The organism is Aeromonas sp. MaB10011B, from assembly GCF_017939325.1.
Classification (GTDB): domain Bacteria; phylum Pseudomonadota; class Gammaproteobacteria; order Enterobacterales; family Aeromonadaceae; genus Aeromonas; species Aeromonas caviae.
On record NZ_JAGKRK010000004.1, the window covers coordinates 48,595 to 62,327 of the forward strand.

Sequence of the window (13,733 nt, forward strand, 5' to 3'; positions counted from 1 at the left end):
TCTTGACTCTGGTTTCGTCAATCAACCGTCACTGCTGGATGAGAGGGCCGGGATGGTCGCCCATCACCCCCTCTCAATCCCGGATCGTTGATTACTTGGCCATCTCTTTTTCAACCAGCTGGATCAGGATGTGGATCACCTTGATGTGCACTTCCTGGATGCGGTCGGCATAACCGAAGTGCGGCACACGGATCTCCACATCGGCCAGACCAGCCATCTTGCCGCCGTCCTTGCCGGTCAGGGCAATCACCTTCATCCCTTTGGCACGGGCCGCCTCGATGGCTTTGAGGATGTTGCCGGAGTTGCCGCTGGTGGAGATGCCGAGCACCACGTCACCACGGCGGCCGACGGCCTCCACATAGCGGGAGAAGACATAGTCATAGCCAAAGTCGTTGGAGACGCAGGAGAGGTGGCTGGGATCGGAGATGGCGATGCCGGCATAGCCTGGGCGGTTCTCGCGGTACCGACCGGTCAGCTCCTCGGCAAAGTGCATGGCATCGCAGTGGGAGCCGCCGTTGCCGCAGGAGAGTACCTTGCCTTCCTGCTTGAAGGAGTCGGCGAGCAGCCTGGCCGCCGCCTCGATGTTTTTCAGATTTTGCTCATCTGCCAGGAACGCCTGAAGCACGCTGGCAGCCTCGGTCAACTCGTTGCGGATCAGTTCTTGGTACATGGTTCTTGAAATCTCGTCGTCCAACATAGGGTGGCGGCATTGTCGCACAAGCCAGTCCAATCGTCGCCCCCCGCCCGCCAAGATGGGGCGGGCAGCGCGTTATGCCGATCACAGAGCCAAGGTAACAGGCTTGTAAACAGCTTGATAAGTTTGTGCGTATGAATTACAACAGGGGCCACATCCAACAGGTCAGACCTCTGGATCAGTTAACGCCAATTTCCCAACCTCGGCAATTCATGCAAGGAGCAAACAATGACGACGACCCTCACTCTGCTCGGGGTGATCCTGGTGATCGGCGCCATGGCCTATCGCCGTGCGTCCCTGTTCACCGCCACGCTTGCCACGGCCGCCGCCCTGGTCGCCGGCACCTTCTATGGCCATGTGCCCCTGCTGGTGTGGGCGCTGTTCGCGGTGATAGCCCTGCCCCTCAATCTGGTGGAGTTTCGCCGCAACCAGCTGACCAAGCCGCTGTTCAAGATCTACAAGTCCATCATGCCGGAGATGTCCCGAACCGAGAAGGAAGCCATCGAAGCGGGGACGACCTGGTGGGAAGCGGATCTGTTTGCCGGCAACCCGGACTGGAAGAAGCTGCACGCCATTCCGGTCAGCACGCTGTCTGCCGAAGAGCAGGCCTTCATGGACGGCCCGGTTGAAGAAGTGTGCCGTATGGTCAACGACTGGGAAGTGACCCACGAACGTGCCGATCTCTCTCCCGAGGTGTGGCAATACCTGAAGGACAACAAGTTCTTCGCCATGATCATCAAGAAGAAATACGGTGGGCTGGAGTTCTCCGCCTACGCCCAGTCCTGCGTGCTGCAAAAGCTGTGCGGCGCCAGCGCCGTGCTCGCCTCTACCGTCGGCGTGCCCAACTCCTTAGGGCCGGGTGAGTTGCTGCAACACTACGGTACTGAGGAGCAGAAGGATTACTACCTGCCCCGTCTGGCCGTCGGCAAGGAGATCCCCTGTTTCGCCCTGACCAGCCCGGAAGCAGGTTCTGATGCGGGCTCGATTCCCGACTTCGGCATCGTCTGCAAAGGCGAGTGGGAAGGGGAAGAGGTGCTCGGCATGCGCCTGACCTGGAACAAGCGCTACATTACCCTGGCTCCCATCGCCACCGTACTCGGCCTCGCCTTCAAGCTGCGTGACCCTGACCACCTGCTGGGTGAGGAAGAAGAGCTCGGCATCACCTGCGCCCTCATTCCGACCCACATCAAGGGAGTCGACATCGGTCGCCGCCACTTCCCGCTCAACGTGCCGTTCCAGAACGGCCCGACCCGCGGCAAGGACGTGTTTGTACCGCTCGACTTCATCATCGGCGGTCCGGCCATGGCCGGTCAGGGCTGGCGCATGCTGGTGGAGTGCCTCTCCGTCGGTCGCGGCATCACCCTGCCCTCCAACAGCACGGGCGGCGTCAAGATGCTGGCCCTGGCCACCGGTGCCTACAGCCGCATCCGTCGCCAGTTCAAGCTGCCGATTGGCAAGATGGAAGGGATTGAAGAGCCGCTGGCACGCCTGGGTGGCAACGCCTACATCATGGGCGCCGCCGCCAAACTGACGGTCACCGGCATCGATCTCGGTGAAAAACCCTCGGTCATCTCCGCCATCGTCAAGTACCACCTCACCGACCGCGCCCAGAAGTGCATCATCGATGCCATGGACATCCATGGCGGCAAGGCCATCTGCATGGGGCCGAACAACTATCTGGCCCGTGGCTATCAGGGGGCGCCCATCGCCGTGACCGTCGAAGGAGCCAATATCCTGACCCGCAGCATGATCATTTACGGTCAGGGAGCCATCCGTTGCCACCCCTACGTGTTGCCGGAGATGCTGGCAGCCAGCCACCCCGACAAAGAGCAGGCGCTGAAAGATTTCGACAAGGCGATGTTCAGCCACGTGGGCTTTGCCATCAGCAACCTGGTGCGCAGCTTCTGGCTGGGGCTGACCGGTGCCCGCTTCACCGCCGCGCCCTACAAGGATCAGACCAAGGGCTACTATCAGCAACTATCCCGCCTCTCCGCCAACCTGGCCTTCCTGTCAGACATGGCGATGGGCACCCTGGGTGGCGAGCTCAAGCGCAAAGAGCGGGTCTCTGCCCGCCTCGGCGATGTGCTGAGCCAGCTCTATCTGGCCTCCAGCGCCCTCAAGCGCTATCAGGATGAAGGACGCCAGCAGGCCGACCTGCCGCTGCTGCACTGGGCACTGCAAGACGCCCTGTTCAAGGCTCAGGAAGCGATCGACGAGTTGCTGCGCAACTTCCCGAACCGCTGGATTGGTCTGGCCCTGCGCGCCATCGTGCTGCCCCTTGGTCGCGACCTGAAGCGTCCCTCCGACAAGCTCGACAGCCAGGTGGCCCGCCTGCTCCAGGTGCCAAGTGCCACTCGCAGCCGTCTGGCCGAGGGCCAATATCTGACGCGCGAGGAGGGCAACCCCTTCGGGCTGCTGGAACAGGCGCTGGACGATGTGCTGACCGCAGAGCCACTGTTTGACAAGGTGTGCAAAGCCGAAGGGAGCAAACGCCCCTTCACCCAGCTCGACAAGGTGGCAGAGGCGGGCCTGAGCCTCGGTGTCATCAATCAGGCCGAAGCGGACCTGCTGCGGCGCGCCGAGGAGAGTCGCCTTCGCACCATCAACGTCGATGACTTCGATCCCGTCGACCTGGTGGCCAACAAGGCACTGTTTGAAGCCTCCGCATATCACAGGGCAGCTTGATGCCTCTGATGCCAGAACGCCTCCCTTGTGGAGGCGTTTTTCATGAAAGGGCTGGTGGATGGCATCCGATACGAAGAAAGAGAAACCGACTGGATCATATTTTGGATATCAATCCGTTTCCTATATTGAATGAAGCGGTTAAGGTAAGCACAGGATCACACACAGGATTGCATAATGGATGATCAAATCCTGATTATTGATGATGAAGATCTTCCCCAATCAGCACCGCGTCCCGCCGGCTGGAAGGTGATGATAGTGGACGATGAACCCGAAGTGCATCGCATCACCAAAATCACCCTGAACAAGTTTGAATTCGACGGCAAGCCGATCGATTTTCTGCACGCCTACTCTGCGGCTGAAGCCAAAGCCTTGCTCGCCCTCACCCCGGATGTCGCCCTGCTGCTGCTCGACGTCGTCATGGAGGTCGATCATGCCGGTCTCGAGGTGGTCAAGTTCGTGCGTGACGAGCTGCAAAACAAGATGGTACGCATCGTGCTGCGAACCGGTCAGCCCGGCCAGGCCCCGGAAGATGACGTGGTGACCAACTACGACATCAACGACTACAAGGACAAGACCGAACTTACCTCCCAGAAACTGCGCACCCTGTTGCGCGCCAGCCTGCGTTCTTACCGGGACATCCGAACCCTTGAGAGCAATCGACAGGGGCTGGAGAAGGTCATCGAGGCGTCCAAGGGGATCTTCGAGCAGCGTGCCCTGCGCCAGTTCGTCGAAGGAGCCCAGACCCAGCTCAGCGCCCTGCTCAATCTGGAAGAGTCCCAGATTTACGATGTGAAACATCTGGCGTATGAGGTGCGGGATCAGGTGCTCGAGCCTCTGCTCAGCGATGGTCCCATGCTGCGCCTCGTCGATGCGCCGGAAATCCTGCGTTGTGCCATGGCCAAGGGAGCCAATGTCTACGATGGCAACCAGATGGTGCTCTATTGCCAGAATGCCCGTCATCACCTGCTGTTCCACATCGAGACCACTCGCCCGCTCAGCCAGATGGATACCGGGCTGCTGAGCCTGTTCACCGAAAACATCATAGTGGCGCTGGAGAATATCCGGCTCAACGAGGTGATCGGTGACAACCAGCGAGAGATCATCTATCGCATCGGCGAACTGGTGGAGAGCCGCTCGAAGGAGTCCGGCTTGCACGTCAAGCGGGTGGCCCTCTACACCGAACTGTTCTGCAAGCTGCTCGGCATGAATGAGGACAGGTGCGAGCTCATCAAGCAGGCCTCTCCCCTGCATGACATCGGCAAGGTGGGGATCCCGGACGCCATCTTGCACAAACCGGGCAAACTCACTCCCGAGGAGTGGGAGATCATGAAAACCCACGCCCAGCTTGGGCAGGACATGCTCTCCGGCAGTGATCTGGCCCTGTTTCAGATAGGCGCCACCATCGCGGGCAACCATCACGAGAAGTGGAATGGCAGCGGCTATCCCCGCGGATTGAAGGGAGAGGACATTCCGCTGGAAGGACGCATCGTCGCCCTGGCGGATGTGTTCGATGCCCTGGGCTCGGATCGTTGCTACAAGCAGGCCTGGCCGCTGGATCAGGTGCTGGCGCTGATCAAGGAGGAGAAAGGAGAGCACTTCGACCCCCTCCTGGTGGACCTGATGCTGGCCAATCTGGAGAAGTTCCTCGATATTCGCGAGCAATACAAAGACATCTATATCGGCGCTCACTGATATCGGATTCACCCCATCCACTTGCCACCATGAAGAAGCCGCCCATTGGGCGGCTTCTTTGCAATGTGCGCGGAATTATTGCTCCGGCAGATTGAGATCCAGTTTGGGGGTTGCTGGCGTCTCTTCAAGTTGCGCCTTCTGCGCCGCCATCGCCTTGTGCAGAGTGCGGCGCTTTTGCAGCAGAATGAAACCACCCGCCCCCAGCAAGAGCAGCAACACGCCACCTCCCCCCAGCGCCCAGGGCAGCCAGACCGGACTCTCCCGCTCCTCGAACCGGTCGGGGGTGGCGGCGGATGCGGGCATGGCCGCAGAGGGGGCGGGAGGAGGGGGAGGCGGTGCTATGGTGAACGACTTGGCCGGCAATTGCAGTTGCACCTCGCGACCGAGCCGGGTTGTTCCAAAGAGGGTGGCCTCCACCTTGTACTGCCCTGCCGCCTTGAGGGCGGAGAGATCCACGCCAAAACGCGGCGCTGTCGCCACCTCGTTGAACGTCATGCTACTGCCGCCGCCGTCGACGGCCTTGCCCTGGATGACCACGGAGACGGGATCCAGTTCATCCACATCGATGACCAGAGAGAGCTTGGCTCCCCCCTCCCCGGAGGGGGGATTCAGGGAATAGCTGACCGGCCAGGGGTAGAGCAGCACCTGCTGTGACTGGGCTCGTGAGAAGACCTCATTGCCGGTGCTGAAGAGGGCTCGGTATTTTCCCGCAGGGACGTCCAGTACCGCCTCGGCGGTCAAGATACCGTCCCCCGGCACTTCGTCCACCCCCTTGCCATCATCCATGTAGCGTCCCAGGGTCTCCTCGAACACGGGATCGCCGCTCTGGCTGGCATCGTTGAACTGCTGAAGCTTGACGGTCATGCCCAGATCGGTGAGGTAGTAACCCGCCCCAGGCGCCGCGCCATCGATCAGCAGACGGGATTGCAGTTTGACCCGCTCACCCTGATAGAGGCGGGCCGGTAGCGGCTCGCTCTCGACCTGGATGTCGGTGAGCAGGCGCACCCGATTGTCGGGGTCCACCTCTCCGATCGCCTGCCAGGGGCCGGGCATGGGGTCGCGGATGGTGATGAGATCCTGATCCTTGAGGGGCAACCAGCCCACGTCGGGCGGCTTGACCTTGCCCACATAGAGCTTGCTGCCATCGGGTCGCACCAGGATCACCGAGGGTGTCCCCGGCTTGCGCTTGATGATGAAGGTGATCTCCTTCACGCCGTAATCGATGCGAAAGCGGTTGTCGAGCAGAGGAATGTCGGAAGGCGCAAACACCTCGTTGGCCACGGCCGGGAGGGAGGCCAGCAGCAGCAGCCCCCAAAGCGATCTCATTGCCGCCACAGGCAGGCACCTCCTTTTTTCTGTACCAGATCCAGCCTCGCTTCATGGACAGCCGCCACCTCGTCGCTCGCGCGCAACACCCTGAGCGGCGGGCGATTGCTCTCCAGACGACGAATGCCGGTATCCTGGCTGGTCTCGCTCTCGCTGGTTTCGCTCGCCAGATTGAGTTTGGTCTGGCCACCCGTCATCAGGAGGTAGACGTCCGCCAGGATCTCCGCATCGAGCAAGGCGCCGTGCAGGGTACGGTGAGAGTTGTCGATGCCGTATCGATCGCACAACACGTCCAGGTTGTTGCGCTTGCCCGGGAAGAGATCCCGCGCCATCGCCAGGGTATCCGTGATGCCGCAGATATCCGCCGTCTTGAAGTTCAGACCGAGCTTGCTGAACTCATAGTCCATGAAGCTCACGTCAAAGGGGGCGTTGTGGGCGATGAGCTCGGCGCCGCGAATGAACTCGATGAAATCGTCCGCTATCTGGCTAAAAGAGGGCTTGTCCGCCAGGAAGGCATCCGTGATGCCGTGCACGGCGATGGCCTCGGGGTCCACCAGCCGATCCGGCTTGATGTAGACGTGGAAATGGTTGCCGGTGAGTTTGCGGTTGATCACCTCCACACAGCCGATCTCGATGATGCGGTGCCCAAGATAGACAGGGCCGCCCGCGGTGTTCATGCCGGTGGTTTCGGTATCCAGAATGATCTGGCGATTCAGTTGGGGTGTGCTCATGATCAAATCCATGTCAAACTTCGGTTTTACTCGCTAGTTTACCCCAAGCCTCTCGCTAAAACAGATTGATTGCTCATGTTGAAACAGATTGATTTATTCACGGATGGCTCCTGCTTAGGCAACCCGGGCCCCGGCGGCTATGGTGCCGTCATGGTCTATGGCAAGCATCGCAAGGAGATCTCCGCCGGTTTTCGATTGACCACCAATAACCGGATGGAGCTGATGGCTGCCATCATGGGGCTGCGGACCCTGAACGAACCCTGCCAGGTGCGGCTCACCACCGACAGCCAGTATGTGCGCCAGGGGATCACCCAATGGATCATCGGCTGGAAGAAGAAGGGCTGGATGACCGCCAACCGTCAGCCGGTCAAGAACGTCGATCTCTGGCAGGCCCTTGATGCGGAAGTGGCCCGTCACCAGATCGAATGGCTCTGGGTGAAAGGACACTCGGGCCACCCGGAAAACGAACGCTGTGACGAGCTGGCCCGTGAGGCCGCCAGCGACAAGCAGCTTGCCGAAGACAGCGGCTACCAGCCCTGATGCCCGCTAGCCGCCCTGGCGCGCCATTCCTGGCGCGGCCATCGACTCCGGCAGCCGCCAACGGCGACGCACCGGTGTGACGGGGAAACGCCGCTTGCGGGCGGCAATCACGTAAACAGACGCCAGGGAGCGGCAATAGTCCCGCCCCAGACTCTCCCGCCACCAGCCGATCTTGCTCTGCCTGCCCATGAAGGAGAAACCGAACCGCTCGTCGAACATCACCTCGCAGCCGAGCAGTTGCAGCCAGTCGGTCACCCGTGCGGGCGTGAACATGCGGGCAGACCAGGGCAGATGCCGCCGCATGAAGGGCAGATAGTGACCCAGCCCCACCAGGCTGAGCGGGTTGTAACCGCTGACAATGAGCCAGCCATCGTCGGTCAGCACCCGTTCTGCCTCCCGCAGCACCTGATGAGGATCCGGCGAGAAATCGAGGCAGTGAGCCAGCAGGCAGGCATCCACGCTCCCCGATCGCACCGGCAAGGCGAGCGGATCCCCCTGGATGTCCAGCAGCCGTCCGCCGGGGGCGACACCGATTTGATGACGAATGGTGGAACAGCCGCAGGAGAGTTCGGCGCTCAGGGCACCTATCTTGAGCAAGTGATAGCCAAAGAGGTGGGGGCACCAGTTGTCGAGGCGCTCCTGAAGCTCGGCGGCCACCCAGTCCCCCATGGGCAGTGCGGACCAACTGGTCGGAAGCGCGATCTGTTGTTCGGTACGTGCCAGTTGCATAATGGGACCAACTCGGGGGCGAATGCCATCCAGTTATATAAGATCCCTTCCTTAAAGAGAACACAAGAGACCTCGACCCATGTATACCGTCATCACAGTTCCCGCCTTCAGCGACAACTACATCTGGTTGATCCGTCATGAAAATCACTGCCTGGTCGTCGATCCGGGCGAGGCCGCTCCCGTGCTGGAACGGCTGGCTGCGCTGGATCTGGTGCTGGATGCCATCCTCCTGACCCATCACCACCGCGACCACGTCGGGGGCGTATCCGAGTTGCTGCAACACTTCCCCCACGCTCGTCTCTATGGCCCCAAGCATGACCCCATGCCGGACCATCACGGCCAATGGCTCGACGACGGGGATCAGATCAACTGGCATGGCCTGAGTCTGGATGTCCTCCATGTGCCCGGTCATACCCTGGGGCACATCGCCTATTACGGCCAGGGCATGCTGTTTTGTGGCGATACCCTCTTCAGCGCCGGTTGCGGCCGTCTGTTCGAAGGTACCCCGGCACAGATGCACACTTCCCTGCAACGGCTCGCGGCATTGCCCGATGAGACCCTCCTTTATTGTGCCCATGAATACACGCTCTCCAACCTGCGTTTCGCCCATGCGGTCGAGCCCGACAACCTGGCGATCCAGCGGCAGATCGGCGTGATCAGCAAACTGCGTCAGCAGGGCCTCCCGAGTCTGCCCTCCCGGCTGGGAGATGAGCGGAATTTCAATGTTTTTCTGCGCTGCGAGCAGGACTCGGTAAAATTTTCTGCTGAGAAATACGCCCTTAAATGCTTGGAAAATCCAGAGGATACCTTCGCTGTTCTGCGGGCCTGGAAGGACGTTTTTTGAACAAACCTTGATCAGGGGGGCATTGCCCCTTATGATGCGAGCTGTTTTTCCACAGATGACCTGAGCGAGATGAAGCTACGAACGGCCTTATTGGCAGCGCTGTTTCTCAGCGGCTGTCAAAACCTGAGCCATCAGGATGACCGGGCGGTAACGGCAATCGAGCCGATCAAATCCCCCCAAGTCAGCAAGAAAACGTACAAAAAACACTCTTCGCGGATGCTGTTCGGCGACGAACAGATAGAAGAGCTGGATGACACTGATAACCTGTGGGTGCGTATCAGCGATGATATGCAGCTGGACTCGCACGATAATGCCCGGGTTCGCCAACAGCGTGATTGGTTGTTGCGCAATGATAAGCATATGGCGACCATTGCCAGCCGGGCTGAGCCCTACCTGTATCTGATGGTAGAGGAAATCGAACGGCGTGAGCTGCCAATGGAGCTTATTACCATCCCCATGATCGAGAGCATGTTCGATCCCAATGCCCGCTCCCGCAGCAATGCGGTCGGTCTTTGGCAGTTCGTTCCTGCAACCGGCAAGAATTTCGGCCTGCGCCACGACAACTGGTACGACGGTCGACGCGATGTCCTGGCATCCACCAATGCCGCACTGGATTACCTGGAGTACCTGAACCGGTTCTTCGACGGCGACTGGCTGCAGACCCTGGCCGCTTACAATGCCGGTGAAGGTCGGGTGCGCAACGCCATCACCCGCAACGAACGGGCTGGTCGTCCGACCGACTACTGGTCGCTGGACCTGCCCCGCGAAACCCGGATGTATGTGCCCAAGATCCTGGCCATGGCAGACATGATCCGCAATGCGGACAAATACAATGTCACCCTGCCGGTGCTGGCCAATAAGCCACAATTGAGAACCATCAATACCGGTGGCCAGATTGACTTGAACGTGGCCGCCCAGCTGGCTGGCGTTTCCGCCTCCCAGCTCAAGGCGCTCAATCCTGCGCTCAAGCGTGGCATGACCTCGCCGCAGGGCCCTTACAACCTGCTGGTCCCCGTCGAGTACGCCGACACCCTGGAGCTGGCCCTGGCCGATCTGCCCCAGCGTGAACGTACCCGTGGTGTGCGCTCCTATCAGGTCACCAGTGGTGATACGCTGTCACGGATCGCCCAGAATCACGGGGTGACCGTGCAACAGCTCAAGCTGGCCAACAACATGCGCGGCAACAACCTGCGCCGTGGCCAGAGCCTGATCATCCCCAATGGTGGGCGCGCAACCCAGGTTGCCCAGAGCAAGCCGCAGCAGCTCACCAGCCGCAGTGGTGGCAAGGTGAACTATCAGGTGCGCTCCGGTGACAACCTGTGGAGCATCAGCCAGGCACACGGGGTCACCCACGCCGACCTGGCCAAGTGGAACGGCCTGAACGCCAAGTCGGCCCTCAAGCCTGGCATGAAGCTGGTGGTCTGGCCCAAGCAGGGCAAGAGCAGCAACAAGTCCATGGTCTATCAGGTGCGCCGCGGTGATTCCCTCTCCTCCATCGCAGCCCGCTTCCAGGTCGCCGTCAACGATGTGATGCGCTGGAACCAGCTCGGCAAGAGTGACTATCTCAAGCCGGGTCAGGAGTTGACTCTGTTCGTGAAGAACAACAGCTGATCGCTCGTCGCAATCCAAAAAATACCCCGCTTGATGCGGGGTATTTTTTTGTCTGCATGAACCAGCGGCGACGCCGCTCTCCCCTGAGGGATGACTCAGGGAGTGATGGCCTGGGCCGCAAAGCGCGCCAGAATGGGGTTGTGGTCAGAGGCATCGGTAGCCGGTGAACTCACCTCCACCAGATCCAGATTGCGATAGTAGAGGTGATCCAGCGGGCGGCCAAAAGCGGTGCGACGCAGATCAGGCACAGGTATGGCCTCCTGCAGGCCAAGCTCGCCCACCAGCTTGTTCAACCAGAACGCGCGCTTGTCGCTCCAGGTGTTGAAATCGCCGCCCAGGATGACCGGCCCCTGGTGGCGATGGATCAATGCAGTCAGATCGTTGAGCTGCTCGCGGAAGGTCGCCATGCCCAGTTCGAAATTGACCGCGTGGAGATTCACCACCAGCACGCCGTCAGGATCCCCTTGCAAGGGATAGAGACTGACCAGACCTGACTTGGGGATGCGCAGCAGGGGTTCGGGGGAACGGACGCCACAGACAAACGCCTGCGGCGTTTTCGCCACTGTCATCACGCCAAAGGAGACACCTCCCTGGGTGAAGGCCTGCAACTGCTGCCACTGGAAATCCCCTCTCTTCAGCCAGTCCAGCATCTCGGGCCGGGTCGCCGACTCTTGCAGCAGCACCAGATCCTGGGACTTGGCATACTCATCCAGCCCTTCCCGCCAGTTCTTGCGTTGTCCCTTGTAGAGGTTCCAGACGGTGATGCCAAACTCCCTCGGCAAGGCCGTGGAGGCGAGCGCCACCAGAGGCGGTCTGTCACAGCTTGCGCCAGGTATGATGCCTGCCGCAGTCACCAGATGATCTTGATCCGGTACCTCGAAGCAACCGACCAGCCCCAACGTCAGCAGGGACGTTCCCAGAATCCGATAACTATTTTTCATTGGCTAACAATCACCTGCCTCTGCAAGACGACATGGCCCTCACACAGGCCACGGTCGCCGACTAGTCTCATTATTCGTGTCCGGCCCGACTCATCCAGAAGGAATTCAACGATGGCGAGACAGCACCAGTACCGCGTGACATTTTACGATCAACAGGGAACCTGTCATCAAGTGGAGCTTTCCACCGTCTATCAAATCAGGCGGGATCCCCAATGTGATCTCTGTCTGTTCGACACCCGGCAGTGCGTGGGGTCGGAAGAGATGCTGGAGCGCATGATACGGCAAAAAACCGGGCTTGAGCAGGAAATATCCATCATCAATGCCCGGCTCATCTGAGCAGACTCAGACCGGGACGGGGCGGGATTTGCCCTGATCGTCGATGGCCACATAGGTGAAGACGCCCTCGGTCACGCAGTACCGCTGGGCTTCGTTCTCCCGCAATACCGGCTTGACCCAGACCTCCAGCTTGAGTCGCATGGAGCTGCGACCAATCTTGAGGCAGCGACCGTAACAGCACACCACGTCACCCACCTTGACCGGGCTGTGGAAGGTCATCCCCTCCACCGAGACGGTACAGATGCGCCCTTTTGCCAGCTCCTTGGCCATGATGCCCCCACCTATATCCATCTGGGACATGATCCACCCGCCGAAGATATCGCCATTGGGGTTGGTATCGGCTGGCATTGCCAGGGTTCTCAGCAACAGCTCCCCATCGGGGTGGCGCTTGGTCTCTTCCATCATTACCGCTCTCTTTATCATGGATGGCGGCATGATAGGGGGCGATCCCCCCCTTGGCAAACCTCAATTGTCCCGGAGCGCGCGCCGTATCTGGTTTGCACGCCAGATGACCGACTCCGGGGCCCGGATGGCGACGACCCGTTCAACCCTTCAAGGCCGCCCCGTCCGCAAACCAGTGGGCCGGATCCGGCCAGCGATAGACGAAACCAAGCTGCTGGCAGATGCGCTGACCTTCGATGGGAGTAAACTCCCCCGCCGGCTCAACGAACTGCGGCGGCACCAGCCCGAGCAGGCGGCTCGCGAAGGGGTAGAGCTGCTCCCGGCGCGGGTGAACGGGGGCACTCAGATTGTAGGCATCCCCATCCTGCCCCCGGGCCAGCATCAGCTCACAGGCGGCCACCACGTCGTCCAGATGCACCAGGTTCACAGCCTGGCCTCCCCCGGCCAGCGTCTTACCCGCCAGAAAACGGCCGGGGTGACGGTCAGGACCATAGAGTCCGGCCGGGCGCAAGATCATGGCGCAGTCAACATGCCCTTCCAGCACGGCAAGCTCGGCCGCCCGCATACGCGAGCCTCTGTCATGGGCTGGAGCGGGCGTATCCTCCTCCCCCTGTCCGGCCCCCCAGACCGAAGTCGCGCTGATAAACAGAACCCTCTGAACACCCGCCTCCCTCGCCTGCCGGCACAGGCTGGCCACGGACGCCGGGTAATCACCGGTCTTGCTGGGGGGCACGCAGATCACCAGGTCATGACAGCGAAAAGGCAGTGATCCCATGTCAGGGGTAAGCAACAGCGGCCAGGCGGCAATACCCTCCCTCCGCAGCCATTCAGCCTTTTCGGCCGTACTGACCGTCACCGCGACAGATTGCCCCTGCTCTTGCAATGCCCTGGCCAGGGGCAACCCCAGCCAGCCGGCGCCCACGATACCCGTCTGATACTCAAATTCGTTCGTCATACCCGGATCCTGACAAAAAAAAAACGGCCATCCAATGATGACCGTCGAAAGTAACGAAGGAAATAGCCGGATTAACCGGTTACCTCCCACAGCGGGAAAATCGGGAGCGCACGCTCCTAATTCGTGGGCCTATCCTAGTGGCAGCGCGGTCAAAAAGCTTTGAAGCGGATCACAGTTGAAAAGGATTTCTGAAAGCGCTTTCACTGTTTTGCAAAAAAGTCGACCCGCACGGGGCCAACTTCATGAC

Annotated in this window: 14 protein-coding genes; 6 read left to right on the forward strand and 8 right to left on the reverse strand. The window is 60.4% G+C overall.

What is annotated here, in order from left to right:
• Positions 1–91: 91 nt before the first annotated feature.
• Positions 92–670, reverse strand: a complete 579-nt coding sequence (lpcA, locus tag J9893_RS02085; protein ID WP_161653738.1) for a D-sedoheptulose 7-phosphate isomerase — start codon at positions 668–670, stop codon at positions 92–94.
• A gap of 252 nt (positions 671–922) precedes the next feature.
• Between lpcA and fadE the strand changes: the two genes are divergently transcribed.
• Both fadE and J9893_RS02095 read left to right on the forward strand, forming a co-directional pair.
• Complete coding sequence (gene fadE, locus J9893_RS02090) at positions 923–3,379, forward strand: acyl-CoA dehydrogenase FadE (RefSeq protein ID WP_069784860.1); 2,457 nt, start codon at positions 923–925, stop codon at positions 3,377–3,379.
• Between the two features lie 174 nt (positions 3,380–3,553).
• On the forward strand, positions 3,554–5,071 hold the full coding sequence (locus J9893_RS02095) for an HD domain-containing phosphohydrolase (RefSeq protein WP_210600189.1): 1,518 nt from the start codon (positions 3,554–3,556) through the stop codon (positions 5,069–5,071).
• 75 nt (positions 5,072–5,146) lie between these two features.
• On the opposite strand, the gene J9893_RS02100 is transcribed toward J9893_RS02095, so the two are convergent.
• Complete coding sequence (locus J9893_RS02100; RefSeq protein WP_210600188.1) at positions 5,147–6,397, reverse strand: TIGR03503 family protein; 1,251 nt, start codon at positions 6,395–6,397, stop codon at positions 5,147–5,149.
• A complete protein-coding gene (gene dnaQ / locus J9893_RS02105; protein WP_161653403.1) occupies positions 6,394–7,128 on the reverse strand; it encodes a DNA polymerase III subunit epsilon in 735 nt (244 codons plus the stop codon). Before dnaQ ends, J9893_RS02100 begins: the two co-directional genes overlap by 4 nt.
• 75 nt (positions 7,129–7,203) lie before the next feature.
• On the opposite strand from dnaQ, the gene rnhA reads away from it, so the two are divergent.
• Positions 7,204–7,668, forward strand: coding sequence for a ribonuclease HI (gene rnhA / locus J9893_RS02110; RefSeq protein ID WP_210600187.1), 465 nt, complete (start codon positions 7,204–7,206; stop codon positions 7,666–7,668).
• 6 nt (positions 7,669–7,674) lie between these two features.
• On the opposite strand, the gene J9893_RS02115 is transcribed toward rnhA, so the two are convergent.
• A complete protein-coding gene (locus tag J9893_RS02115; RefSeq protein WP_010674137.1) occupies positions 7,675–8,397 on the reverse strand; it encodes a class I SAM-dependent methyltransferase in 723 nt (240 codons plus the stop codon).
• A 79-nt stretch (positions 8,398–8,476) separates the two neighbouring features.
• Here J9893_RS02115 and gloB point away from each other — a divergent pair, with 79 nt between their 5' ends.
• The gene (gene gloB / locus J9893_RS02120; protein ID WP_039038832.1) at positions 8,477–9,241 is read left to right on the forward strand and encodes a hydroxyacylglutathione hydrolase; all 765 of its coding nucleotides are present in this window, start codon (positions 8,477–8,479) and stop codon (positions 9,239–9,241) included.
• An 87-nt stretch (positions 9,242–9,328) separates the two neighbouring features.
• Here gloB and J9893_RS21515 read toward each other — a convergent pair whose 3' ends face one another.
• Positions 9,329–9,601 (reverse strand): hypothetical protein, encoded by a 273-nt coding sequence (locus J9893_RS21515; RefSeq protein ID WP_010674135.1) that lies wholly within the window; start codon positions 9,599–9,601, stop codon positions 9,329–9,331.
• On the opposite strand from J9893_RS21515, the gene J9893_RS02125 reads away from it, so the two are divergent.
• Positions 9,602–10,852 carry a LysM peptidoglycan-binding domain-containing protein gene (locus J9893_RS02125; RefSeq protein WP_246875496.1) on the forward strand — a complete coding sequence of 417 codons (1,251 nt, stop codon included), beginning with the start codon at positions 9,602–9,604 and terminating at the stop codon, positions 10,850–10,852. It begins immediately after the preceding gene.
• A gap of 95 nt (positions 10,853–10,947) precedes the next feature.
• Here J9893_RS02125 and J9893_RS02130 read toward each other — a convergent pair whose 3' ends face one another.
• On the reverse strand, positions 10,948–11,793 hold the full coding sequence (locus tag J9893_RS02130) for an endonuclease/exonuclease/phosphatase family protein (RefSeq protein ID WP_029314263.1): 846 nt from the start codon (positions 11,791–11,793) through the stop codon (positions 10,948–10,950).
• 111 nt (positions 11,794–11,904) lie between these two features.
• Between J9893_RS02130 and J9893_RS02135 the strand changes: the two genes are divergently transcribed.
• Complete coding sequence (locus J9893_RS02135) at positions 11,905–12,129, forward strand: hypothetical protein (RefSeq protein WP_010674132.1); 225 nt, start codon at positions 11,905–11,907, stop codon at positions 12,127–12,129.
• Between the two features lie 6 nt (positions 12,130–12,135).
• Here the strand turns inward: J9893_RS02135 and yciA are convergent, their stop codons facing one another.
• The gene (gene yciA / locus J9893_RS02140) at positions 12,136–12,534 is read right to left on the reverse strand and encodes an acyl-CoA thioester hydrolase YciA (protein WP_029314261.1); all 399 of its coding nucleotides are present in this window, start codon (positions 12,532–12,534) and stop codon (positions 12,136–12,138) included.
• Between the two features lie 139 nt (positions 12,535–12,673).
• The gene (locus J9893_RS02145; RefSeq protein WP_210600185.1) at positions 12,674–13,486 is read right to left on the reverse strand and encodes an NAD-dependent epimerase/dehydratase family protein; all 813 of its coding nucleotides are present in this window, start codon (positions 13,484–13,486) and stop codon (positions 12,674–12,676) included.
• Positions 13,487–13,733 lie beyond the last annotated feature (247 nt).

Coding starts and splice junctions, on each gene's coding strand:
- lpcA (WP_161653738.1), bottom strand. CDS start 670: ATGTACCAAGAACTGATCCGCAACGAGTTGACCGAGGCTGCCAGCGTG.
- fadE (WP_069784860.1), top strand. CDS start 923: ATGACGACGACCCTCACTCTGCTCGGGGTGATCCTGGTGATCGGCGCC.
- J9893_RS02095 (WP_210600189.1), top strand. CDS start 3,554: ATGGATGATCAAATCCTGATTATTGATGATGAAGATCTTCCCCAATCA.
- J9893_RS02100 (WP_210600188.1), bottom strand. CDS start 6,397: ATGAGATCGCTTTGGGGGCTGCTGCTGCTGGCCTCCCTCCCGGCCGTG.
- dnaQ (WP_161653403.1), bottom strand. CDS start 7,128: ATGAGCACACCCCAACTGAATCGCCAGATCATTCTGGATACCGAAACC.
- rnhA (WP_210600187.1), top strand. CDS start 7,204: ATGTTGAAACAGATTGATTTATTCACGGATGGCTCCTGCTTAGGCAAC.
- J9893_RS02115 (WP_010674137.1), bottom strand. CDS start 8,397: ATGCAACTGGCACGTACCGAACAACAGATCGCGCTTCCGACCAGTTGG.
- gloB (WP_039038832.1), top strand. CDS start 8,477: ATGTATACCGTCATCACAGTTCCCGCCTTCAGCGACAACTACATCTGG.
- J9893_RS21515 (WP_010674135.1), bottom strand. CDS start 9,601: ATGCTTATCATTGCGCAACAACCAATCACGCTGTTGGCGAACCCGGGC.
- J9893_RS02125 (WP_246875496.1), top strand. CDS start 9,602: ATGGCGACCATTGCCAGCCGGGCTGAGCCCTACCTGTATCTGATGGTA.
- J9893_RS02130 (WP_029314263.1), bottom strand. CDS start 11,793: ATGAAAAATAGTTATCGGATTCTGGGAACGTCCCTGCTGACGTTGGGG.
- J9893_RS02135 (WP_010674132.1), top strand. CDS start 11,905: ATGGCGAGACAGCACCAGTACCGCGTGACATTTTACGATCAACAGGGA.
- yciA (WP_029314261.1), bottom strand. CDS start 12,534: ATGATGGAAGAGACCAAGCGCCACCCCGATGGGGAGCTGTTGCTGAGA.
- J9893_RS02145 (WP_210600185.1), bottom strand. CDS start 13,486: ATGACGAACGAATTTGAGTATCAGACGGGTATCGTGGGCGCCGGCTGG.